This window comes from Deinococcus indicus, from assembly GCF_002198095.1.
In the GTDB taxonomy this organism is placed as follows: Bacteria; Deinococcota; Deinococci; order Deinococcales; family Deinococcaceae; genus Deinococcus; species Deinococcus caeni.
Map to the genome: position 1 here is coordinate 17,464 of NZ_NHMK01000004.1, position 22,149 is coordinate 39,612.

Below are 22,149 nucleotides of genomic sequence, written 5' to 3' on the forward strand. Positions count from 1 at the left end.
CGCGGTGCAGCGCAGGAAGCGGCGCCCGCCGCCGGTCAGGCGGTCCGGGCCTCCGGCCGGCACGTCAGCGGCCGCGCCGCTCGCGTGCCGAGGGACGCTCCTGCCACGCGGCAAGCAGCAGGGAAATCACGATGACCAGCCCAGCCAGAAGTAATTCCATGAGGTATTCTCCTTGTCTTCATCTGACGTGAGGGTCACGGACGGCGCCGCCACTGTGAAAAAACCCTCCACGTGCATTGATCTGTGTCTGAACGACTGACTCTACCCCCGCCCGCCGCGCAGTGTCAAAGCACACCCCCGTCAGTCCAGCAGGCCCCCCACGTCCTCCAGACTCAGGCCCGCCGCGTCCAGCGTCGCCCAGAACGCCCCGGCCTCCACCGGCAGCACACTCAGGCGTGAGCCCCGGCGGGTCAGCGCCGACCCCTCCCACTCCGGCAGGGTCCGCAGGGTATCCAGCGGCACCACCTGCGGGAACGCCACCAGCGGCTCCACATCCACCATGCTCCAGCGCGGCGCCTCCACCGCAGACTTCGGATCGAAATACGCGCTGGACGGATCGAACTGAAGGTCATCCGGGTACGCCGCGCGGCAGACGCGCGCCACGCCCGCCACCCCCGGCGGCCGCGCGTTCGAATGGTAGAACAGGCACAGGTCCCCCTCACGCATGTCACGCAGAAAATTCCGCGCCTGATAATTCCGCACGCCATTCCACGGCTCGCGCCGCACCCGCACCAGATCAGGAAAACCGAACACATCCGGCTCGGACTTGAGTAACCAGAAACGCATGAAAGGCAGCCTAGAGCATCACCCGCCCGGCTGATCCGTGACCAGCGGCGGCAGTGGGATGGGTTTCTCACCCTGGAAGCTCACCGTCATGCCACCCCAGCTGTAGCCGTCCGTGTCGTTAGGGACGTGATCCAGCGGCATGATCGCCACGTACATGCCACGTGGCGGTGTCCCTTTCTTTTCGGTGGACGTTCCGCCCAACCATGCGCTGTCACGTTCCGGATCCACCCGCAGCCGGTACAGAACACTCCACTCGTTGAGCTGGAGGGGCCGGTGGGCCGTCATGATGCCGTTCTCGCTGTCCGGTGGCACGACCCTGACAGCAGTAGTCGGAGGTTGCGTGCTCAGGTGGTCTTTGACTACGTTGAGGCGCACGCTGGGGTTCGCGCAGGCGCCGACGATCATGCCGCCCGGCCCGCTGCGATAATGGGCGCCCGAGTTCTCGAAGGGTGAGGGCAGGCTGTACCCGGTCTTGTAGATGCCGCTGCGTTCCTGGCCGTCGCAGGTCATGCGCCACGCACTCAGGAGAACGCGTTCCTGATACCGGTAACTACCGGGAATGCGGCCAGTGAAGTTCTGCTCCTCGGTATTCACGAGGTCGTTCGTGAACAGACTGACCTGCTCAGGTCTGTACTTGTCCTCGGTGCTGGAGACCGTCACGTACAGCACGGCCTTCGTGCCGCGCGGGTAGGTGAGGGTCACGCCCTGGTACGTGCCGCGCGGAGCGTCCTTGTCGCTGAACAGCGCGTTCACGTCCCGCTGGTTCATGGCTCCGAACTGCGCGCCCTCGCGTGGCGGCAGCCACTCGCGGTACGCGGTCCAGCCCAGGCCGCCCACCAGCAGCGCGGCCAGCGTGAGCCACCCTGCGCGGTGCGTGAAGGCGTGCCCGATCAATCCCCGGTTGACGGGGTGCGGGTCGCCCATGCCGCGCACGGCGAGGTACTCGGCTTCCTCGGGGGAGAAGCCGTGCGCCTGATGCTCCTGCATGCGTTCGGTCAGGTGCGCGCGGAGTTCGGCAGCGGCGTCCAGACGTTCGGCGCGGGGCAGGCCGCGCGTGGCGTGGTGGATGTATGCGTCGGCGCTCAGGGGGTGGCGCGGGCGGGGCAGGCGTCGGGTCACGCGGACCGCCGGGAGAGGGCGCGGGTCAGCAGGGCGCGGCACAGCAGGGCGTCGAGTGCGCCGCGCAGCGTCTGCCATTCCTGACGTTTGGCGTGCAGGGCTTCGCGGCCGTCACTGGTGAGCTGGTAGACCTTGCGGGGCGCGCCGCCCCGGTCGCTGGGTTGCCAGTCGCTCTCGACCCACCCGGCCTTCACGAGGCGGTGCAGGGCGGGGTAGAGGCTGCCCTCGCGCAGGTCGAACAGGCCGCCGCTGCGGTCGTTGACGTGGCGCAGGATGTCCAGGCCGTAGCGCGGCCGGTCCTGAAGGGCGGCGAGCAGGGCGAGGTCGAGCGTGCCGGATTTCAGTGGGTTCATGTGGGAGCCTCCGACTGGTGTCTTGTGATGCAAGGTAGTGGAGGACAACTATCTTGTCAAGCAAGGATGTAGCCTCCTGCGCGGCTGTTCGGTTCCTTCGGCCACCGTCCCCGCCGCGCGGCCGCTCTACACTGACGGCGTGCGCGCCTCGCCCTGGCTTCCGGTTCTGCTGATTCTCGCGCTGGCCGCCTACCTGCTGCCAGACGCCCGGCTGCCGTTCGAGCCGCCCGCCGTGACCCGCCCGGCCCCCCAGGCGTCCGCGCCGACCCTGCCGAACCAGCTGCCCCAGGAGACCCGCGACCTGTTCGAGGCGGCGCGGCCCGCCACGGTGCGGGTCGAGAGCCTGAACCCCGCCACGCAGAACGCCGGGATCGGCACCGGCTTCTTCATCAGCGAGGACGGCCTGATCCTCACCGCGTACCACGTGGTCAGCGGGGGCCGCCTGTTCCAGGTGAGCACCCTGGGCGGCCGGTCGTACCCGGCGCAGGTCACGGCGTTCGACGCGCAGGCGGACGTGGCGCTGCTGCAGGTGCGCGCCCCGGCGCAGGGGTTCCCGTTCCTGCCGCTCGCGCCGCGCGCCCCACGGGTGGGGGAGTCGGTGCTGGCCATCGGGAACAGTGGCGGCGACTACCTGCAACCCCGCCGGGGCACCCTGCTGCGCCTGAACGCGCAGGCGGGCCGCGCGGACTTCCCGCAGGGCACGCTGGAGATGAACGCGCCCCTGGCGCCCGGTGACAGTGGCGGCCCGATCCTGGACCGCAGCGGGCAGGCGATCGGGGTGGTCAGTTACATCAGCCTGGACGGCAGCGGGCAGACGCGCCGCAGTTACGCCGTGCCGGTCGAGGAGGGCAGCGACCTGATCACGGCCCTGCGCGCTGGAGAGAAACGGGACGTGCCGGTCGTGGGGTTGCTGTTCGATCTGGTCCACAGCGGTCAGGGCGGACTGGAGGGCGCGGTGATCAGCGGCGTGGCCCGCCGCAGTCCCGCCGAGCGGGCCGGTCTGCGCGGCAGCACCTTCGACGAACAGGACAACCTGACCGCCCTGGGCGACATCGTGACCAGCGTGAACGGCGAACGCACCCGTGACGCCGATCAGGTCATCACTGCCATCCGCCGCGCGCGCGTGGGCGACACGGTCACGCTGGGGTACCTCCGGGACGGCGAGGCCCGCACCGCGCAGATCACCCTGGTCCCCAGGGCCAGCGTGCCTGACCTGCAGCAGTGACGGCGCGGACCGGCCCGCGCATGAAGTCGCCTGAACGTCCGGCCCACCTGCCCGTCACGCGCGCCACGCACACTGAAGGGATGTCGAGAGCATTCGTGAAAGAGGACGACGGGGAACGCTGGACGCCCCCGGCCGCGCCGCGCGCCTACCGCGTCGTGTGGACCGGGTACGCCAGCGAACCGGAGGTCATGAAGGAAACCGACGACCTGCTCGAGGCGCTGCGCTGGATGGGCAGCCGCGACCGCCGCGAATTCGAGATCCGGGACGGACGCGGCGTGCTGCTGGCCACCGCCTGAAGCGGAGGCAAACAGAGGGGCAGGGTTACCAGTCGCCTTCCAGGGTCACGCGGACCGTTCCGGCCAGACTCTGCCCGGGCGACAGGGTGCGCGCGTCCACGCCCGCCACGCCCTGCGCCGCGAGGTTGAAGGCGTCCGTGGCGTGCGAGACGGGTTCCAGCGCGAGGCTGCCGTCCGGTGCGGTGAACACCACCGAGTGCGAGTACACGTTGTCGGCCGTGACCGTCAGCTCCCGCACCCCCCAGTCCAGGCGGGTCAGGCCGTCCCAGGCCGTGTACGTGCCGTCGATGAAGCGCTCTCCGACCGGGCTGGGCGTCCGGTAGTCCTCGTCGGGCCGCAGGGGGCGCGCGCCGCCCAGCGTCAGGAGGCGTTCGTCGGTGTCGTACTTCAGGTCCGCGCCGAGTTGCAGGGCGGCCTCCACACCGTCCTGCACGCGCACGTAGTACGGGTGCAGGCCCATGCCGGCCGGCATGTCCCGCCCGTCGGCGTTCGTGAGGGTCAGGGTCGTATCGAAGTGCGGCCCGTGCAGGCGGTACTCGATCTGCGCCGTGAACGCCCACGGCCAGTTGATGTCCGGGAAGGCGCGGCTGTCGAACCCGTAACGCAGGTGCGTATCGGAACGCTCCAGCAGCTGCCAGGGCCGGTTGCGCACGTCGCCGTGCTGCGCCAGACCGTCGTCGGTGTTCACGCGCAGCGCGACCTCCTGTCCGCCGAACACGAAGCGCGCGTCCCGGATGCGGTTACTGAACGGCAGCAGCGTGTAGCTCGCGCACTGGCTGCTGGTCAGCACCGCCTCCAGCGGCACGGGCCGCATGACCGGCCGGCCCGACGCGGCCCGCAGGTTCAGGATGCTGGCGCCCATCTCCGGCAGCACCTCCAGCTCGAAGGCGGGACTGGACACCCGCTCGACGCGCAGGCTCACGCCCGGCCCCGCGTCGCCTCGAACAGCAGGATGCCCGCCGCGACCGACGCGTTCAGGCTCTGCACCCGCCCGCGCACCGGAATGCTGACCAGCGCGTCGCACTTCTCGCGGACCAGCCGGCGCATCCCCTCACCCTCCGCGCCGATCACCAGCGCCACCTTCCCGCTGAAATCGATGCGGCGCACGTCCTCGGCCGCCTCGCCCGCCGCGCCGTACACCCACACGTTCTCCTGCTTGAGCTGCTCGATCAGGCGCGGCAGGTTCTTCGTCTGCGCGACCGGCAGGTAACTCGTGGCGCCCGCCGCCGTCTTCGCCACCACCGGCGACAGCGGCGCGCTGCGGCGCTCCTCGACGACCACGCCGTGCGCGCCCAGCACCTCGGCGCTGCGGATGATCGCCCCGAAATTCCGGGGGTCCGTGATGCCGTCCAGCAGCACGATCAGCAGGTCCTCACCGCGCTCCTCGGCCAGAGCCAGGATGTCGTCCACGTCCGCCCAGGCCATGTCCTCGACCTCGGCCATGACCCCCTGGTGCTGCGTGGTGCCCGCCAGCTGGTCCAGCTCGATGCGGGGCGCGAAGCGCAGACGCACGCCCGTCGCCTTGAGCTGCGCCACGAACGCTTCCTCGACGCCCCGCGCCACCAGCACCTCGGACGCGCGACCGTCCTGAAGCGCCTCTAAAACCGGATTCCGACCGTACAGCAACATGAAGGCAGTGTACCCGCCCCGCCCGCCGTCATACGGATTCCGCCGGTTTCATTGACAGCCCGGCAGGACGCCGGGCCACCAACGCCACGCTCGGAACCCTGTCCGTTGCTACTCGCGGCCGCTCGGGACGCATGGCTTCGCAGGCCATTCAACCGGAGGGGCGTATCATACGGACTCCGATTGAATGGGCTGCAAAGACCGTTCAATCCGAGCGGATGCGAGAAGGAGAGAAACGGGTTCCGGACGTGGAGCCGGCAATCCGGTGAAGTTCCGGATTGTTGGCGAAACAAACGGAATCCGTATCAGGCGGGTGCCACCATGAACGCCGCGCTGTCGTAGTACGTGCGGAACGCTGCGACCTGCCCGCCGCTCAGCTCGATCAGGCTGACACCCCGGTACTCCACCGGATGCCCGCCCCGCAGCCGACCGGACGCCGTCCACTCCATGACGCCCAGCCCGCCTGCCTCGTGGCTGCGGGTGAACTCGCTGCGGATCTCCTCGAAGTTCCCCAGGTACGTCTCCCAGAAGGCCCGCGCGCCCGCCTCGCCCTCCCAGGTCTGCTGCGTCAGGTTCCGCAGGGTCACGTCCGGTGCGTGCAGCGCCAGCAGCGCGGTCACGTCGCCCGTCGCCTCGGCCTGCTGCAACGCCGCCATGAACGCCTGTGTGGTGCTCTGCCCGCCCGTCTGATGATCGTTCGTCATGGCCCCACCAGACCACCCCGCCGCGCCGCGCCCCGTAAGAAGACCCACCGAGCCAACGCCACATGAACGCGTTCCCCGCTGCGTGAGCGCCAGCCCACAGCACGCTGAACCCCCGCAAGCAGAAACCCCCACGCGGGGTGGGGGTCTGTTCTGGTGGATCGTGTAGGAATCGAACCTACAACCCGCTGATTAAGAGTCAGCTGCTCTGCCAATTGAGCTAACGATCCAGAGCGAGGGGAAGTATACGGGCCGCTGCGGATTCTGTCAAGCCGGATTCAGGGCGTGCGGGCCAGCAGCTGCGTGCGGACGTGCCCGGCGAGGTACAGGCTGCCGGTCACCAGCAGCGTGCCGCCGGGCGGGGTGAGGGCCAGGGCGCGGGTCAGGGCGGCCGTCATGTCGGCGGTGGCCTCGCCGCCGTGCTGCGCGGCAAGGTCGCCCGGCGGCGTGGCGAGGTCGCCGGGCGCCGTGAACACCCGCTGCGGGGTCAGCGGCAGCAGCGGGGCCAGGGTGGCGGCGGTGTCCTTGCGGGCCAGATTCCCGAACAGCAGCGTGTGGACGGGCGTGCCGCGCAGCGCGGCGGCCAGGGCGTGGGTGGCGTGCGGGTTGTGCGCGCCGTCGATCAGGACCGCGCGGCCGTCCACCTGAAAGCGTTCCAGGCGGGCCGGGTGCGTGGCGTTCAGGGCGGCGTCCACGCCCGGCCCGTACCCGAGGGTGCGCAGGGTCGCGGCGGCCAGCGCGGCGTTGCGCTGCTGGTGGGCGCCCTCCAGGCGGGGCGGGCGCGGCAGCGCGAACAGGGTTGGGTGGGTGTCGGGGGTCAGCAGGGGAGCCCCGGCCTGCGCGGCGGCGGCGGCGATCACGTCCAGCGCGGCGTCGGTCGCGGTGGTCAGCAGCGGCACGCCCGGCTGGGCCGCGCCGGCCTTGTCGGCGGCGATGGCCTCCACGGTGCCGCCCAGCACGCCCACGTGATCCAGGTCCACATTCGTGATGACGGTCGCCGCCACGCGCGTCAGGACCTGCGTGGCGTCGCTGCGGCCGCCCACCCCGGCCTCCATCACGGCGACCCCCACGCCGGCCCGCGCGAATTCCTGGCAGGCGAGGGCCAGCGTCAGGTCGAAGAACGCCGCGTCCGGCGCGTGCGTCTGCGCCCAGCGGATGAAGGCGTCCGTGCGGGCGGGGGAGAGGTCCGCGCCGTCCACCCGGACCCGTTCCTCGAAGTGCGTCAGGTGCGGACTGGTGAAGCGGCCCACCGTCACGCCCGAGGCGATCAGGCCCGCTTCCAGCATGGCGCAGGTGCTGCCCTTGCCGTTCGTGCCGATCACCCGCACGCTCCGGAAGGCCTGCTGCGGGTCACCCAGTCGCGCGAGCAGCGCCGCCGCGCCCTGCGGTCCGCGCGCCCGGCCCGCGCGGGTGCGCGAGTACAGCCAGTCGTAGTCCGGGCGTGCGGGGGTGCGGGCGGGATCGGCGTGCTCGGCGTTCACCCGCGCAGGCTAGCGCGGACCCGGCCGGACAGGGCGAGGCGCGGACCCGGCCGGGCCGGGTAGGATGCGGGCCGTGAACGATCTTGCAGTCCAGGCCGCCCCCCGTGTGGGCGTCGTGATGGGAAGCCGCAGCGATTTCGAGACGATGCAGGGCGCGCTGGACGTCCTGCGGGACCTGGGCGTGCCGTACGAGGTGCGGGTGCTGTCCGCGCACCGCACCCCGGCGCTGCTGCCCACGTACGGCGCGCGGGCCGAGCGGCTGAATCTTGCGTGCATCATTGCGGGCGCGGGCGGCGCGGCGCACCTGCCGGGCATGCTGGCGGCGTTCACGCGCGTGCCGGTGCTGGGTGTGCCCGTGCAGTCGCGCGCCCTGTCGGGGCAGGACAGCCTGCTGAGCATCGTGCAGATGCCCGCCGGGGTGCCCGTGGCGACCTTCGCGATCGGCGCGGCGGGCGCGAAGAACGCCGCGCTGTTCGCCGCCGCGATGCTCGCCACGACCGACGAGGCCGTGCGTGCCCGCCTGGACGCCTTCCGCGCCGCGCAGACGCAGGGCGTGCTGGACGATCCCCACTTCGATGGGCACCCGCAGGCGGGCGAGGCATGACCACATCGACATCCGGCACCACGCTGGGCCGCGAGTTGACGCTGGGCATCCTGGGCGGCGGGCAGCTGGCGCAGATGCTCGCGCTGGCCGCGCTGCCGCTGGGCGTGCGCGTGACCGTGCTGGAACCCGACGCGCAGGCCCCCGCGCGCCTGTGCGCCCGGCACCTGCACGCCCCATACACCGACCCGGCCGGGCTGGACGAACTGGCCGCCTGCGACGCCGTGACGCTGGAATTCGAGAACATTCCCGTCGAGGCGCTGGCCGCGCTGGAGGGCCGCGTGCCGGTGCGCCCTGCCGGTTCCCTGCTGGCCCGCAGCAAGCACCGCGCCCGCGAGAAGCAGGCCCTGCGTGAGGCCGGGGCGACCACCGCGCCCTTCGAGATCATCGAGGCCGAGGGGGATCTGGACGGCGCCCTGGCACGGGTGGGTGGGCGCGGGATCCTGAAGACCAGCGAACTCGGCTACGACGGCAAGGGACAGGCCCGCGTGAGCACCGACGCCGACCTGCGGGCCGCCTGGGACGCCCTGGGCCGCGTGCCGTGCGTGCTGGAGGGCTTCGTGACCTTCGAGCGCGAGGTCAGTCTGGCCGTGGCGCGCACGCCGTCCGGGCAGGTGGCCTTCGGGCCGCTCGTGGAGAACGTCCACCGGGACGGCATCCTGCGGACCAGCGTGTACCCCGCCCATGTCCCGGACCGCACCGGAGCCCGCGCCCGCGAGCTGGCCCGCGCCGTCGCGGACGCCTGGGCGCTGGAGGGCCTGATCACCCTGGAGTTCTTCGTGCTGCCCGGCGGCGACCTGCTGGTGAACGAGGTCGCGCCGCGCGTGCACAACAGCGGGCACCTCACGCAGGACGGCGGGGGCCTCAGCCAGTTCGAGGCGCAGGTGCGCGCCGTGCTGGACCTGCCGCTGGGCGACTGGGCGCCGCTGCACCACACCGCCATGCTGAACGTCGTCGGCGTGGACGGCCCGGACGGGCAGCCGCTGGAACCCGACTGGGCCGCCATCGACGCGACACCCGGCACGCGCGTACACCTGTACCACAAGGCGCACCGGCACGGGCGCAAGGTGGGGCACGTGAACCTCGTCGCGCCGGACGCCGACACCCTGCGCGGGCGGCTCGCGGCGCTGGACCCCCTGGTTCCCTAAGCGCACCGTAAAGGCAGGTCAGGGTTCGCGCAACCTCCGCTCACAGCCGGTCAGGAGGCCGCGCCTACGCTGAGAAGCGTGAAGCGCCTCCTGACCACCCTGACCCTCGCCCTGGTCGCCTCGGCGCATGCCGCCGACCTCAAACTGATCCTGAAGGACGAGGCCAGCACCATCCGCAAGGGTGAGCTGAAGACCACGCCCATCGTGAAGTCCTGGGCGGTCCCTGCCGCCAGCGTCAAGGCCACGCAGAAGGTCAAGCGCCTGAGCACCACCATCACCCCCATCCTCGACCGGATGGAGAAGGACATCAACGCCCGCAAGCCCAAACCCGCCGTGTTCCGCAACGTGAAGGGCAGCTGGGTCGCCACCGACCAGACCGGCTGGACCCTGGACCGCGCCGCCACCAAGGCCAACCTCCTGAAAGCCATCCTGGCCGGCAAGGACACCGCGCAGGTCGTCGTGAAGCGCGCCGTGCCCGACCGCAACGTGAAACTCCTCGCCCAGCGGGGCGTGCTGTGGCACGTCGCGACCGGCCAGAGCAGCTACGCGGGCAGCCCCGACTTCCGCGAGAAGAACATCCTCGTCGGCGCGGGCAAACTGGACAACTTCTTCATCGCGCCCGGCCACGAATTCAACTTCAACGAGGAGATCGGGCAGATCGACGCCAGCACCGGCTTCGTCAAGGGCTTCGTGATCAGCGGCGGCACCCTGACCAAGGAGGACGGCGGCGGCATCTGCCAGGTCAGCACCACCATCTTCCGCGCGCTGTACCAGGCGGGCCTGCCCATCACCGAACGCCACGAGCACAGCCACCGCGTGAAGTACTACGACCCCGTCGGCTACGAGGCCACCGTGTACGCCCCCAGCAAGAACCTGCGCATGAAGAACGACACCGGCAAGCACCTGTTCATCCAGGCGGGCTGGGACACCGCGCGCCAGACGCTGCGTTTCGACGTGTTCGGCGCGAACACCGGCCGCAGCGTGACCGTCAGCCGACCCGTCATCACCGACTTCAAGGCCCCCGCCGACCCCAGCTACAGCCCCGACGACCGCGTCGCCCCCGGCGGCCGCCGCCTGCTCGACCAGCCCATGCAGGGCATGACCAGCGTCATCACCCGCACGGTCAAGGCCGGCGGGCAGGTCGTCAGCAGGGACACCCTGAAAAGCGTCTACAAACCCTGGGGCGCCGTGTACGGCGTGAACCCCGCTGACCCTCGCCTCAAGCAGTAAGGGCCGCCCCACCGGGGGACGGAAAGCGGGGCAGTGAAGCCCACGACTGCCCCGCCTCTCTCCTGCCGCCTTTCTGGACCCGGTCTGTGGAAAATTCGCTGTTGCGGCCCGGCGCGCGGTGGGTAAGCTGACCGGGTGATCCTGACAACTCTGGGACTGGGACTGCTGGGCGCCGCTGCGCTCGCACTGGGGGCGCCTCTGTTCAGGCGGGACGCCCGGCCGGCCGTCACGTCCGGCGCGACCCGCCGGGACGGCGCGCAGGAAGTGTACTGGGAGGCCCGCCTGCTGGCCGCGTGCAGCGGTAACCGCGCCGCGCTGGAACGCCGCGTGAACGGCAAGGCCCGGCAGTTTCCGGGCATGAAACGCTGGCAGCTGATGCGGCTGGCGTACCTGGACGTCACCGCGCGCCGCCCCGCCCCCACCCGCTGAAGGGGCCGGGGGGGGGCGGGGCGCGGCCTGTACACTGCCGGGCATGGTCACCGCCGACGCCCTGAACGCCGTTCCCGATGAAGTGCGCACCGGGCGCCTGCTGCTGCGCCGCCCCGACCCGGCCGACGCCCGCGCCCTGGTGGGAGCGGTGAACGCCTCGCTGCCCGAGCTGCAACGCTGGATGCACTGGGCGCAGCACCCCATGACCGAGGACGCCTCCCGCGAGAACCTGCGCTCGGCCGCCGAGAAGTTCGACACGCGCGAGAACCTGCGCTACCACGTCTGGAACGCCAGCGGCACCGAACTGATCGGCAGCAGCGGCTACCACGCCCTGAACTGGCTGATTCCGCGCGGCGAGATCGGGTACTGGATCGCCACGCCCCACACCGGGCGCGGGTACGCCCGCGAGGTCGCGCAGGCCCTGACCGACCTCGCCCTGCACACCCTGCGCCTGCGCCGCCTGGAGATCCGCTGCGACCCGCAGAACGAACGCAGCGCCCGCATTCCCGCCGCGCTGGGCTATACCCTGGACGCCCACCTCGTGAACGACGACGTGGACCCCCGCGACCACACGCGCCTGCGCGACACGCTGATCTTCTCGAAGGTGCAGTAACGCAGGGCGGCAGGGTGTGCGGGTCAGGGGGTGATGCGCGTGCCGGCCTCGCCGCGCGTGGCGGCAGCCAGCACCCCGGCCTGCATCCCGCTGGCGATCACCGCGAACGGCGCGCCCCGGTCCAGCGCGTCCAGCGCGGCCCGCACCTTGGGAATCATGCCGCCCGCGATCCAGCCCTGCGCGACGCCCTCCTCGACCTCGGCGCGGGACAGGGTCGCGGCGCGGCTGTCCGGGTCGGGGTAGGCGCGGTACACGCCGTCCACATCGGTCAGGAACACCACGCCGTCGTTCAGGGCGCCCGCCACGGCCCCGGCGGCGGTGTCGGCGTTCACGTTCAGTGCGTCCCCGTCCGGGCCGACCGCCACGCAGCCCAGCACGGGCGTGATGCCGGCGCCCAGCAGCGTGCGCAGCAGATCGGCGTTCACGCCGGTCACGCGGCCCACGCGGCCCAGTTCGGGGTCCAGCACCTCGGCGCGCAGCAGGTCGCTGTCGCGGCCCATCAGGCCCACGGCGCCGCCCACGTCCTGCGAGAGCTGCTTGTTCAGCTGGCACAGCGCCATCTCGACCACGTCCATGGCGGCCGGGGTGGTCACGCGCAGGCCGCCCCGGAACTCGCTGGTCACGCCGCGCGCCGCGAGTTCCCGCTCGATGACCGGGCCGCCCCCGTGCACGACCACCACCGGAACCTCGGCGCGCAGCGCGGCAATCTCGGCCGCGACGGCACGCCGCAACTCCAGGCTCTTCATGGCATTCCCACCGTACTTGACGATCACGCCCAGAGTGTACGGCGCGCGGACGCCCGGAACCCGTTTCTCTCCTGCTCTGCGGGGCAGCTCTTCGATTCGCATCCGCTCGGACCCAGCGGGCTTTGCAGCCCATTCCATCGGAGTCCGTATCAGTCGCTCGCGACGGTCAGGGGGGTGCCGGGGTCGGTCAGCGGGGGGCGGCTCAGCGGCTTCGCGTACCAGCTCATGACGGGCCGGGCGTCCAGCGTGAACGAGTACCCCAGCCGCTCCCAGAAGCGCGCCCCGCGCGGGTTGTCCCCCAGTACGCTCGCCAGGATGCGGGTCGTGCCGGGCGGCGCGTGCGTCTCCAGGTGTCGGACTACCTGTTCACCCAGTCCCTGCGACTGCCGGTCCTCGCGGATCAGGAGCAGGTTGATGGTCAGGTCGCCGGCCTCCGGGTAGTCGCGTTTGCAGTCCAGACTGCCGATCAGGTCGCCCTGGTCGTCGTACACGAGTTCCAGTGAGCGGCGCGGGTCGAGCAGCGCGATTTCCACGTCGCGCTGCACCTCGCTGGCCGAGGGGACGCGGGTGCCGAGCAGATCGAAGTAGCCCGGAGCGGACTGGTACAGCGAGTGAAGCAGCGGCGCGTGATGCAGCGCCAGCGGCGTTACGTTCAAGGTGAAGCCTCCCATCCGGCAGGGTGGGCGAACAGCAGACGCAGGGGATGCCGGACTGCGCCCAGCATACCGCGCGCCCGTCGGGGGGCCGTGAATGCCGCCGGTGGGGGAATTCAGCTGCGCTTCACCCGGTGGGGGCGGGGGTGCGCTACCCTCGCCGGATGAGTGCTCCCGGTTTCTACGCGTCCCGACTGACCCGCCCCGGCGCGGTCCTGGCTCCCATGGCCGGGTACAGCGACGCGCCCATGCGTCAACTCGCGGCCGAGCAGGGCGCCCTGTGGACCGTCAGCGAGATGATCAGCGCGCGCGGCCTGATGGGCGGCGGCGACAGCGAGAAACTGAACCTGGGCCGCCCCTACCCCGGCGAGCAGGAACGCGTCGTGCAGCTGTTCGGCGCCGAGAGCGACGTGCTGGCCGGAGCGGTCGCCCGCGCCGAGGCGTGGTTCCAGCCGGCCGCCATCGACCTGAACATGGGCTGCCCCGTGCCCAAGATTCGCGGGAAGGGCGGCGCGTGCCTGCTCCAGACGCCCGAGGTGGCCTACGACCTCGTCAGCGCCATGCGGCAGGCCACCCGCCTGGATGTCAGCGCCAAGATCCGCCTCGGCTGGGACCATGACCGCAGCGTGGAGGTCGCGCAGGGCCTGGAGGCCGCCGGGGCGGCGCTGATCACCGTGCACGGCCGCACCAGCGCCCAGCGGTACACCGGGCAGGCCGACTGGGAAGCCATCGCGCGCGTGGCGGCCAGCGTGCGCGTGCCGGTGGTGGGCAGCGGGGACATCCTGACGCCCGCCCAGGCCCGCGAGCGGCAGCGGATGGGCGTGGCGGCCGTGATGATCGGGCGCGGCGCGGTCGGGAACCCCTGGATCTTCCGCTCGCTGGCCGGCGGGCAGGACGACCTGCCGGACGCCCGCACCCGCGCCCTCACGGCGCTGCGGCACGCCGAGTTGCAGGAACAGTTCTACGACGACGACACGGGCCGCCTGACGCTGCGCCCGCTGCGCAAGGTGCTGCCGAAGTACCTGCCGGACTACCCGCAGCTGCGCGACGATCTGGTGCAGGTCGTGACGGCCGGGGACGTGCGGCGCGTCCTGCGCCCCCTGCTGGAAGAAGGCCCGGACGGCGCGGGCGGCGCAGCTGACCCGGCGGCCATAACCGACCCCCTGAACGGGTATACTCTGAGCCATTCATGAACGTACGCGAGTACTACTCCTACCTGTCCGCCGCACGAGCCCAGCTGTGGAATTTCCTGCGGGCCCTGCCGCCCGCCGATCTGGACCGCGACCTGATCGAGAGCGGCGATCGGTTCCACAGCATCAAGGACCTGCTGCTGCATGTCACGGACGTCGAGGACCACTGGATTCACGCCGTGGTGCTGGGCGACGGCGTGCAGGGACGCTACCCGCACGACTGGGTGCGTCCCCAGGCCGAGCAGTACGACCTGAACTGGATTCTGGAGTACAGCCGTGAAGTCAGCGGCCGCACCGCCGCCTTCCTCGCCAGCGAACCCGACCTGCACCGCAGCGTGAAACTGGTGCAGGACGACCCCGCCAGCGACACCGTCACCCTGGACCAGCTGCTGTGGAACGTCATGACCCACGAGGTCCGGCACACCGCGCAGATCAGCCTGATGATCCGCCAGCTGGGCCACACGCCCCCCTGGCTGGACTACATGCGTTTCGCCCGCCCGCAGGTCACGGCCGGACAGACCAGCCCCGACCCGGCAGACCCGGACAGCGACGAGCTGTAACGGTCGCTGCGCCGGGCTGTGACGGCCGCCCCGCCGGGCGGGAGGGCCGTTACAGGATGCGCTGCCCCAGCAGGCTGGCGGCCATGCCGACCATGACTTCGGCCGTCTGGTTGCGGGTGTCGAGAATCGGGTTGACCTCCACGATGTCCATGCTGGTCACGCGGCCCGATTCGCTCAGGAGTTCCATCAGCAGGTGCCCCTCGCGGTAGGTCAGGCCGCCCGCGACCGGCGTGCCCACGCCGGGGCACACGCCGGGGTCCAGGGCGTCCGCGTCGAAGGACACGTGCAGGCGCTTCAGGTGCCCCAGGCGCTCCATCGTCTCCTCGTGGATGCGGGTGATGCCCAGCTGATCCACGTCCTTCATGGTGTACGCCTTGATGCCGGCCTCGCGCAGCAGCTCGCGCTCGTGCGGGTCCACGCTGCGGATGCCGATCATCACGATGTCCTCGGGACGCATGTGCCAGCCGGCGCCCAGCCCGGCCAGACGCGGGTCGCCCAGCCCGGTCAGGTGCGCGACCGGCATTCCGTGGATGTTCCCGCTGGGACTGCTGCGCGGCGTGTTGTAGTCGGTGTGCGCGTCCACCCAGATCAGGCCGGTACGTTCGCCCGCCGGGTTGCCGCGCAGGGCGTTGCCGGTCACGGTGCCCATGCTGACGCTGTGATCGCCGCCCAGCGTGAGCGGGAACGTTCCCTCCGGCAACGCCGCGACCTGCTCGGCAGCGGCGCGGCAGGCCTCCAGGATCGGGTCGAGGAACACCAGCCCGCCCTCCTCGTGCTTGTCGATGCTCTCGGGCAGCGCCACGCGCACGTCGCCCAGATCCGTGACGCGGTGGCCCAGGTCCCGCAGCGCGCGGCTCAGGTGGGCGTTGCGCAGGGCGCTGGGACCCATGTCCACGCCGCGCCGACCCGCACCGAGATCCATGGGAATACCGAGAATCGAGATGTTCATGCACCCAGCTTAAGGGCCGCCGGGGCGTATGCCTTGCGGCTGCAACATTATTTCCGGTCCACGCGACCCAGCCGCGCCGCGCGAGTATTCAGGTGAATATTCATGCTCCCGGCCCAGGCGGCTGCCCCCTGCCGCAGTGACCCTGTCGCAGGGACGGGGGGCGGGGAAACAGACTGAGCCCGTGTCATCAATGGTGCGGACACTGTTCAAGCGTCAGAGGGGACAGGCATGGAACACGTCTTCTGTGACGCCATTCCTGCTCACCCCCTCCCAGCCTCCCCCCTCAAGGGGGAGGGGCCAACACGGCGTGTTCATCGCTGGTCTGCCCGGAAGTGATGAACCTGTCCGCACCATTGGTCATACGGCTTCCGTCTGTTTGGCCGACAATCCGGAGCTTCACCGCCCCTGCCGGCGCCACGTCCGCAGGGGCGTTTCTCTCCCACTCTGCGGAGCAGCTCTCCGAGTCGCTTCGCTCGGACCGGGCGGGCTTTACAGCCTATTCAATCGGAGTCCGTGTCAGGTGTGCGCCCAGAGGCTCAGCGGGCCGTCCTGTTCGCTGTGGCCGCTGCCGACTAGCCGGAACCCGGTCCGTTGCAGGACCCGGCCGCTGGCCGGATTCGCGGTCGCCGTCTGCGCCGTCACGGTCGCCACGCCTGTTCCGTGCAGGTGCTTCACCAGCGCCCCCACCGCCTCGGTGGCGTAGCCGCGTCCGCGTGCGTCGGGCGTCAGGCCGTACCCGATCTCCTGCTCGCCCTGGGCGTTCACGCTGCCCTTCACGCCCAGCTGTCCCAGCGCCCCCAGGTTCCCCCGGTGCACCATGATGAACGTGCCGTCCACCTCGTCCTGCGCGCCGCCCAGTTGCGCCAGCAGCGCCGGGAACAGCGGCAGCGGATCCCCCGGCCATTCCGGCGTGAAGTACACGTTCCGGGGGCCGTCCGGGGTGGGCAGCGTCACGGAGAACCCGGCGCCCGACAGGCGGCGTTCCAGAACCGCGCGGGTCAGGGGCAGCAGAAGTAAACGGGGGCTCAAGAGCGCAGGCACCCGACCAGCGTACTCTGGCCGACGGACTCTGAACGGCTCCCGCCCGGAAGATCGCCCAGAAGGCCGCACGGACGGCCCGCCCGGATGACCGGCCCGGCGCCGGGCTACACTCGGGGCCTTACCCCCCTCCCGCTTCACCCAGTTGTCATGACCCACGCCCCCGACCCCCACCAACGCGCCCCTCACCGCGCCCCCGAGCTCACGGGCAGACGCCTGATGCTGCTGGCGGACTTCGTGCATCCCTTCGTGTACCGCGAGGGATTCCCGCAGGGCGTGGAGGGCGTCGATCTGGTGCTGGCCGCCGGGGACCTGCCCGGCTACTACCTGGAATTCCTGGCGACCAAGATGACCGTGCCGGTCGTGTACGTACACGGCAACCACGAGAACGAGTTCGTGACCGAGGGCGACCGGCGCGTGCTGCCCCGTGGCGTGATCGCCGCGCACGGCCGCGTGGTCGAGGAGGCGGGCCTGCGCATCGCCGGGTGGGGCGGCGCGCCCCGCTACCGCGACAAGGGCCACGGGCAGTACACGGACACCCAGGGCCGCTTTGGGCTGGCGCGGCTGGCGTGGCAGGCGCGGCGCGGCGTGGACGTGCTGCTCACGCACGCGCCGCCCACCGGGCCGCACGCCGGCACCGATTACGCCCACCGGGGCTGCGAGAGCATCACTCGCTTCATGAACCGCTGCCACCCCCGCCTCGTCGTTCACGGGCACATCCACGAGTACGAGGGTCGCAAGGAGGAGTACCGCGACCCGGTCAGCGGGGCGCGGGTCGTGAACGCCTACGGCTACCGCCTGCTGGACCTGTAGCGCCGCCCGGCAGGTCGGAACGGTGGTCGCAACCCAGGCGGCCGGAAGTCCGGCGGGGCAGGCGCACACGGTCCCGAAACGTGACGCGCGTCAGGCTGAATGAGGGCTGGCACGCATTTTTGCTTAAGGGCGGGTGTGCATCCGGCACATGTGGACCGGACGGTTCGCGGGCATACTCTCCCTCGGCCTGGTGAGGTCGTGACCGGAAAAGGACCGCCCCACGGGGCCGCCCGGACCGGGGCGATCAGGCCAGAGGGAGACGCCCACCTCTTCACCAACGGGCGCGCGAGCGGGCCAACGGCAGGCAGCAGGCGGGTTCAAGCCCCACCACCCGCACCCCATCAGCGATACCACGCAGGCGACCGGCACCCACTGTCCGGTCGCCTGCGCCTTGCACGCCGCACTCCATGGAACCCCGCAGGCAGCCCGTAGCCCGCCCCCCGGTGACGCTATGCTGCCCGCCATGAGGACCGCGCCACGCCCGCCTGCCCCCTCGCCGGCCCGGCGCAGGTGGGCGTGGCGCCTGACGCTGGCTGCCTGCCTGCTGGGCGGCGTGGCGGCGGCCGGGAGTGTCACCGTCTCGTTTCCGTTGCGCGGCCACCTGATCAGCTCGGACGCCCCGAACCGCGTGACCCTGACCACCCCCTGGCAGGAGGTCAGCGCCGCGCCGCAGGGCCGACCGCACCCGCTGCGGCGCGGCTACCACGCGCACCTGACCCCGCTGCGCCTGCCGCTGCGCGTGCCTGCCGGCACCCCCGCCGGCCGCTACGCCGCGCAGGTCCGGGCGCTGCTGTTCAGCTGCGCCGAGGGGGCCGGAACCTGCTCGGCCCGCACGGTGACGCTGCCCGTCACGCTGGACGTCCGGGCCGACGGGCGCGTCCTGAGCGCGCCGCTCAGCGTCACGGACGCCCACCTGCGCGGCGGCGACCTGCGACCCTGAACCGCTCCCACCCGCTCCCGCTTCCGGCTGGGTACTCTGTGCGGATGACCGTTCCCGCCGACCACCCCGCCCCCGACACATCGGCGCCTGCCCAGCCAGCCGCTGCCCAGCCGGCTGCCGCGCCCACCTCGAACGCCCGGCACCTGCGCGCCTTCCACGACGCCATCGGCGAGGACTGCCGCGACACCCCCACCGTCCCGGACCGTGACCTGCTCGCCCTGCGCCGCACCCTGATCCAGGAAGAGGCGGCCGAGGTGGACGCCGAATTCCGCGCCCTCGCCGCCCGCCTGGACGCCGGCGAGCCCGTCGCGGCCACCGACCTGACCGCCCTGGCCCACGAACTGGCCGACCTGCTGTACGTCACGTACGGCGCCTTCGACCGGCTGGGTCTCGACGCCGACGCCGTGTTCGCCGAGGTTCACCGCGCCAACCTCACCAAGGCCAGCGGCCCCCGCCGCGCCGACGGGAAGATCCTCAAGCCCGAAGGCTGGCAGCCCGCCGACGTCCGCTCGGTGATCGAGAGGGCAGCGGGCAGCAGGAAGTAGAGAAAGCGCAAGTAGAGAAAGAGCTAAAGAGAGGAGGGCACCCCGGATCGGCGGTGCCCCCTTGCTGTGCGGTCGCTACACCCCACAGTCCGTGCCCGGTTCAGAACGGCGGTTCGTCCTCCGCGCGGGCCGGGGCGGGGCGGGCCTGCGTGGCGGCCGGGCGGGTGGGGGCGGGCCGCGCCGCCTGGGTGGTGGCCTGCGCGGGGGTGCCGGGGCGGGCGCCGGGCGTGGCGTAGCGTTCCTGGCGTTTGCCGCCGCGGAAGATGGCCAGCGTCACGTACTCGAATTCGCCGTCGGACTTCTCGCGGACGTGTTCGGGGTCGGTGCTCTTGGCGCCGCGTGAGTACTTCACGGCGGCCGGGAGTTTCATCTTGCGGCTGTCCACGGCTTCCAGTTCGCGGCGGCGGTAGGCGTGGCCCCGGTGAATGACGAGTTCCTCGCCGTCGGGGCTGGTCCACCGGCGGGCGCCGATCAGGTGCCAGTCGAAGTCGCTCTCGTTTTCCAGCGGGAACTGGTAGCCGCCGCTGGGGATGTCGCCGCTGGTCCAGCCGAGCCGGCCGTACTGCCGCTGGGTGTCCAAGAGTTGCGAGGCGTTCTCGACGTCGACAGTGACGCGCGCTCCGAGGTCGGTGGTGAATTCGATGTGCAGCATGGGGCCTCCTGTGGTGGGCCGGCGGGGTGCAGGAACTGTTCCCCCGGCTCCTTATGTAAATAACATAACACGCCGGGGGTCTTTCCGACTACCCCACCCCCGGCGGCAGGGCCGCGTCACTCCCGCGACAGGACGTAATGCGCCCGGTGCCCCGCCCGCGCCAGATCCGTCACCACGTACCCGCGCGACAGGTACGTGCCCAGCACCTCCCGCAACGCCAGCCGCCACTCCCGCCGCACCGACTCCTCCAGCGCCTCTGGACGCGCCGGCACCTCGGCCAGCACCCGCCCGCCCGCCAGATACAGCCGCGCCGGACCCGGCCGCAGATCGTCGTCCAGCGCCTCCAGCGCCACCTGCCCACGCGGCGGCGGCGCCGGACGCCCGGCCTGGGGCCGCGTCAGATCCCACTCGACCATCAGCCGGTCTGCCGGGAACGCCGCCCGGTCGTCCTCCAGTGCGTACCAGTCCGGCAGGTACGTCTTCGCCACCGCGCCCAGCTTTCCCAGGTTCAACCGCGCGTTGCGCGCGACCAGCGGATCGAAGGTCCAGGTCATGCGCGTCAGCCCCTGCGCCAGCACCCGCTCGCGCTGCGCCAGCTTCAATGCGACCGCCATCCCCGTTCCCCGCCACTGCGGATGCACCGCCAGCAGGTGCGAGTGATGCCAGACTTCCGCTCCACGCAACGCCGGAAACCCGAACGCCAGCCCCACCGGCACCTGCCCGGCCGGATCGCCGGGCGGCAGGTTCGCGTACGCGCCCAGCACCACACCGCCCGTCACGGCACTGATCCGGAACATCGTGCCCGGCAGCACCTCCCGGTCCGGGTACCCCCAGGCGCGCACCTGCACCCGCTCCAGCGCCCGGAACGCCCACGGGTCCGTCACGTCCCGCACCACGAACGGCCGCAACGGCGACGCACCCGCCGCCGGGGACGCACCCGCTGGCAGCGACGGCTCGGGGACCGGCGCCTCGGCCCCGTCCGCAGAGGTCACGCCGTCCGTCACCCGCGCCGCTCCTCGTGCACCTCGGCCACCCCCGCCAGGAACTCACGGTTCAGGGTCACGCCCGTCCCCGCGCCCGCCGGCACCGGCATCAGCCCGTCACGCGCCTCCAGCGGCTCGTGGATCAGGTCCGTCTCCCAGTACCGGCTGGCGCTGCTGGTATCGCCCGGCAACGTGAAATTCGGCAGGGTCGACAGGTGAATGTTGTGCGCCCGCCCGATCCCGCTCTCCAGCATCCCGCCGCACCACACCGGCGCCCCGAACGCCTGCGCCACGTCATGCACGCGCCGCGCCTCGGCGTGCCCGCCCACGCGCGCCACCTTCACGTTGATCACGCCGCCCGCCCCCAGCGCCAGCCCCTTGCGGGCGTCCTGGGCGCTGGCCACACTCTCGTCCAGGCACAGCGGCGTGACCAGCCGCCGCTGCAACTCCGCGTGGTCCACCAGATCGTCCCATGCAAGGGGCTGCTCGATGTACGTCAGGTCGAACGCGTCCAGCGCCCGCAGCCGCCCCGTATCCGCCAGGGTGTACGCGCTGTTGGCGTCCACCGTCAGGCGGATGTCCGGGAAGGCCTCGCGCACCGCCCGGACCGGCTGCACGTCCCAGCCGGTCCTGATCTTCAGCTTGATCCGCCGGTAGCCCTGCTCCACATGCCGCCGCACCACGTCCACCGTGGCCGCCTCGTCCGGCTGGATACCCAGGCTCACCCCGACCTCCACCTGCTCCTTGCGGCCGCCCAGCAGCGTTCCCAGCGGCACGCCCAGCTGCCGCGCCCACAGGTCCCACGCCGCCATCTCGACCATCGCCCGCGCCATGCGGTTGCCCCGGAACGACCCCAGCGCGTCGTTCAGCGCTTCCGGGTTCGCGAACGCCCGCCCCAGCACACGCGGCAGGAACACCTCACGCAGCAAGCCCAGCGCCCCGGCCACCGTCTCCTCCCGGTACATCGGCGCCGCCTCCATGGTCCCCTCCGAGACGCCCTGCATCCCGTCGCCATGCAAGACCAGCAGGGGCACGACCTTCTCGGTCTGCACCCCGAAACTCGTCTCGAACCGGAACTTCAGAGGCAGACGGGCGACGATCAGTTCGGCAGCTTCGATTCTGAACATGCCCCAGTGTAGGGAGTGGGGGACGGGAAGTCGGCAGTGGGCGAGATGGCGCGTCGCCGTAACGTGGGCGGGTGGGGCAGAGGGGAGGCGTCGAGGCGATGTTCCTGGCGTCCCAGAGGCACATTCCTGCTGGCAGGGCCACCCACTTCCCCTGCCTCGCTCCCCACGGCGTGGGGAGGATCAAGCGAGGCTCTGGATCGGGGTGTTGACAGATTCACCGGGGGCCTGTATCTTTTCTGAGCCTCAAGCGAGGCGGGAAGCATGACAGGCGAAGAGATGTGAGAACAGGCCAGCTCGACAGGGCTGGGCGAGCGGAACACCACCCCGGTGTTCTCCAGATTCGTG

At 71.4% G+C, this 22,149-nt stretch carries 26 protein-coding genes and 1 tRNA gene; 12 read left to right on the top strand and 15 right to left on the bottom strand.

All coding sequences use genetic code 11. From position 1 onward, the window contains the following. Positions 1 to 300 precede the first annotated feature (300 nt). The 3 genes from CBQ26_RS01055 to CBQ26_RS01065 are packed head-to-tail and all read right to left on the bottom strand — an operon-like array spanning position 301 to position 2,258. Positions 301 to 786, bottom strand: coding sequence for an EVE domain-containing protein (locus CBQ26_RS01055; RefSeq protein ID WP_088246759.1), 486 nt, complete (start codon positions 784 to 786; stop codon positions 301 to 303). 18 nt (positions 787 to 804) lie between these two features. After that, the gene (locus CBQ26_RS21690) at positions 805 to 1,905 is read right to left on the bottom strand and encodes a permease prefix domain 1-containing protein (protein WP_172417863.1); all 1,101 of its coding nucleotides are present in this window, start codon (positions 1,903 to 1,905) and stop codon (positions 805 to 807) included. Beyond that, the gene (locus CBQ26_RS01065) at positions 1,902 to 2,258 is read right to left on the bottom strand and encodes a PadR family transcriptional regulator (protein ID WP_088246760.1); all 357 of its coding nucleotides are present in this window, start codon (positions 2,256 to 2,258) and stop codon (positions 1,902 to 1,904) included. The genes CBQ26_RS21690 and CBQ26_RS01065 overlap by 4 nt, the downstream gene beginning before the upstream one ends. Positions 2,259 to 2,397: 139 nt before the next feature. Here CBQ26_RS01065 and CBQ26_RS01070 point away from each other — a divergent pair, with 139 nt between their 5' ends. Next, positions 2,398 to 3,483 carry a S1C family serine protease gene (locus CBQ26_RS01070; RefSeq protein ID WP_088246761.1) on the top strand — a complete coding sequence of 362 codons (1,086 nt, stop codon included), beginning with the start codon at positions 2,398 to 2,400 and terminating at the stop codon, positions 3,481 to 3,483. Positions 3,484 to 3,563: 80 nt separating this feature from the next. Further along, positions 3,564 to 3,779, top strand: a complete 216-nt coding sequence (locus CBQ26_RS01075; protein ID WP_088246782.1) for a hypothetical protein — start codon at positions 3,564 to 3,566, stop codon at positions 3,777 to 3,779. Positions 3,780 to 3,804: 25 nt separating this feature from the next. On the opposite strand, the gene CBQ26_RS01080 is transcribed toward CBQ26_RS01075, so the two are convergent. The 5 genes from CBQ26_RS01080 to CBQ26_RS01100 form a co-directional block, all read right to left on the bottom strand. Beyond that, positions 3,805 to 4,701: an aldose 1-epimerase gene (locus CBQ26_RS01080; protein WP_088246762.1), complete on the bottom strand. Its 897-nt coding sequence runs from the start codon at positions 4,699 to 4,701 to the stop codon at positions 3,805 to 3,807. After that, positions 4,698 to 5,408, bottom strand: coding sequence for a 23S rRNA (guanosine(2251)-2'-O)-methyltransferase RlmB (rlmB, locus tag CBQ26_RS01085; RefSeq protein ID WP_088246763.1), 711 nt, complete (start codon positions 5,406 to 5,408; stop codon positions 4,698 to 4,700). Before rlmB ends, CBQ26_RS01080 begins: the two co-directional genes overlap by 4 nt. A 302-nt stretch (positions 5,409 to 5,710) precedes the next feature. Then, a complete protein-coding gene (locus tag CBQ26_RS01090) occupies positions 5,711 to 6,109 on the bottom strand; it encodes a nuclear transport factor 2 family protein (RefSeq protein ID WP_229844397.1) in 399 nt (132 codons plus the stop codon). 151 nt (positions 6,110 to 6,260) lie between these two features. Continuing rightward, a tRNA-Lys gene (locus tag CBQ26_RS01095) sits at positions 6,261 to 6,336 on the bottom strand. Positions 6,337 to 6,384: 48 nt separating this feature from the next. Further along, positions 6,385 to 7,587, bottom strand: a complete 1,203-nt coding sequence (locus tag CBQ26_RS01100) for a glutamate ligase domain-containing protein (protein WP_088246764.1) — start codon at positions 7,585 to 7,587, stop codon at positions 6,385 to 6,387. Positions 7,588 to 7,651: 64 nt separating this feature from the next. Between CBQ26_RS01100 and purE the strand changes: the two genes are divergently transcribed. From purE to CBQ26_RS01125, 5 genes are all read left to right on the top strand, one after another. Next, positions 7,652 to 8,191 carry a 5-(carboxyamino)imidazole ribonucleotide mutase gene (gene purE, locus CBQ26_RS01105; protein ID WP_172417864.1) on the top strand — a complete coding sequence of 180 codons (540 nt, stop codon included), beginning with the start codon at positions 7,652 to 7,654 and terminating at the stop codon, positions 8,189 to 8,191. Next, positions 8,188 to 9,336: a 5-(carboxyamino)imidazole ribonucleotide synthase gene (purK, locus tag CBQ26_RS01110; protein WP_088246766.1), complete on the top strand. Its 1,149-nt coding sequence runs from the start codon at positions 8,188 to 8,190 to the stop codon at positions 9,334 to 9,336. The genes purE and purK overlap by 4 nt, the downstream gene beginning before the upstream one ends. 78 nt (positions 9,337 to 9,414) lie before the next feature. Next, positions 9,415 to 10,566, top strand: a complete 1,152-nt coding sequence (locus tag CBQ26_RS01115; protein ID WP_088246767.1) for a VanW family protein — start codon at positions 9,415 to 9,417, stop codon at positions 10,564 to 10,566. Positions 10,567 to 10,701: 135 nt separating this feature from the next. Beyond that, a complete protein-coding gene (locus CBQ26_RS01120) occupies positions 10,702 to 10,995 on the top strand; it encodes a hypothetical protein (protein ID WP_088246768.1) in 294 nt (97 codons plus the stop codon). Positions 10,996 to 11,038: 43 nt separating this feature from the next. Further along, on the top strand, positions 11,039 to 11,608 hold the full coding sequence (locus tag CBQ26_RS01125; protein WP_088246769.1) for a GNAT family N-acetyltransferase: 570 nt from the start codon (positions 11,039 to 11,041) through the stop codon (positions 11,606 to 11,608). 23 nt (positions 11,609 to 11,631) lie between these two features. Here the strand turns inward: CBQ26_RS01125 and argB are convergent, their stop codons facing one another. Next, a complete protein-coding gene (argB, locus tag CBQ26_RS01130) occupies positions 11,632 to 12,381 on the bottom strand; it encodes an acetylglutamate kinase (protein ID WP_088246770.1) in 750 nt (249 codons plus the stop codon). 122 nt (positions 12,382 to 12,503) lie between these two features. Continuing rightward, entirely contained in the window at positions 12,504 to 13,010 is a 507-nt protein-coding gene (locus tag CBQ26_RS01135) for a GNAT family N-acetyltransferase (RefSeq protein WP_088246784.1), read from the bottom strand. Between the two features lie 161 nt (positions 13,011 to 13,171). Between CBQ26_RS01135 and CBQ26_RS01140 the strand changes: the two genes are divergently transcribed. Together CBQ26_RS01140 and CBQ26_RS01145 are read left to right on the top strand one after the other, a co-directional pair. Further along, entirely contained in the window at positions 13,172 to 14,200 is a 1,029-nt protein-coding gene (locus tag CBQ26_RS01140) for a tRNA dihydrouridine synthase (protein ID WP_229844396.1), read from the top strand. After that, positions 14,197 to 14,757, top strand: coding sequence for a DinB family protein (locus tag CBQ26_RS01145; RefSeq protein ID WP_088246771.1), 561 nt, complete (start codon positions 14,197 to 14,199; stop codon positions 14,755 to 14,757). Before CBQ26_RS01140 ends, CBQ26_RS01145 begins: the two co-directional genes overlap by 4 nt. A gap of 49 nt (positions 14,758 to 14,806) precedes the next feature. Here the strand turns inward: CBQ26_RS01145 and rocF are convergent, their stop codons facing one another. Beyond that, positions 14,807 to 15,706 (bottom strand): arginase, encoded by a 900-nt coding sequence (gene rocF / locus CBQ26_RS01150; protein ID WP_088246772.1) that lies wholly within the window; start codon positions 15,704 to 15,706, stop codon positions 14,807 to 14,809. A 516-nt stretch (positions 15,707 to 16,222) separates the two neighbouring features. Next, positions 16,223 to 16,747 carry a GNAT family N-acetyltransferase gene (locus tag CBQ26_RS01155; RefSeq protein ID WP_088246773.1) on the bottom strand — a complete coding sequence of 175 codons (525 nt, stop codon included), beginning with the start codon at positions 16,745 to 16,747 and terminating at the stop codon, positions 16,223 to 16,225. 147 nt (positions 16,748 to 16,894) lie between these two features. Here CBQ26_RS01155 and CBQ26_RS01160 point away from each other — a divergent pair, with 147 nt between their 5' ends. From CBQ26_RS01160 to CBQ26_RS01170, 3 genes are all read left to right on the top strand, one after another. Beyond that, a complete protein-coding gene (locus CBQ26_RS01160) occupies positions 16,895 to 17,557 on the top strand; it encodes a metallophosphoesterase family protein (protein ID WP_229844395.1) in 663 nt (220 codons plus the stop codon). Positions 17,558 to 18,020: 463 nt separating this feature from the next. Further along, complete coding sequence (locus tag CBQ26_RS01165) at positions 18,021 to 18,497, top strand: hypothetical protein (RefSeq protein WP_088246774.1); 477 nt, start codon at positions 18,021 to 18,023, stop codon at positions 18,495 to 18,497. Between the two features lie 44 nt (positions 18,498 to 18,541). Then, positions 18,542 to 19,042 (top strand): dUTP diphosphatase, encoded by a 501-nt coding sequence (locus CBQ26_RS01170; protein ID WP_088246775.1) that lies wholly within the window; start codon positions 18,542 to 18,544, stop codon positions 19,040 to 19,042. A 100-nt stretch (positions 19,043 to 19,142) separates the two neighbouring features. Here the strand turns inward: CBQ26_RS01170 and CBQ26_RS01175 are convergent, their stop codons facing one another. The 3 genes from CBQ26_RS01175 to menC all read right to left on the bottom strand — a co-directional run bounded on the left by CBQ26_RS01175 (position 19,143) and on the right by menC (position 21,804). Next, complete coding sequence (locus tag CBQ26_RS01175; protein WP_088246776.1) at positions 19,143 to 19,694, bottom strand: single-stranded DNA-binding protein; 552 nt, start codon at positions 19,692 to 19,694, stop codon at positions 19,143 to 19,145. A gap of 116 nt (positions 19,695 to 19,810) precedes the next feature. Beyond that, positions 19,811 to 20,578: an acyl-CoA acyltransferase gene (locus CBQ26_RS01180; protein ID WP_229844400.1), complete on the bottom strand. Its 768-nt coding sequence runs from the start codon at positions 20,576 to 20,578 to the stop codon at positions 19,811 to 19,813. 116 nt (positions 20,579 to 20,694) lie between these two features. Beyond that, on the bottom strand, positions 20,695 to 21,804 hold the full coding sequence (gene menC, locus CBQ26_RS01185) for an o-succinylbenzoate synthase (RefSeq protein ID WP_088246778.1): 1,110 nt from the start codon (positions 21,802 to 21,804) through the stop codon (positions 20,695 to 20,697). Positions 21,805 to 22,149: the final 345 nt, after the last annotated feature.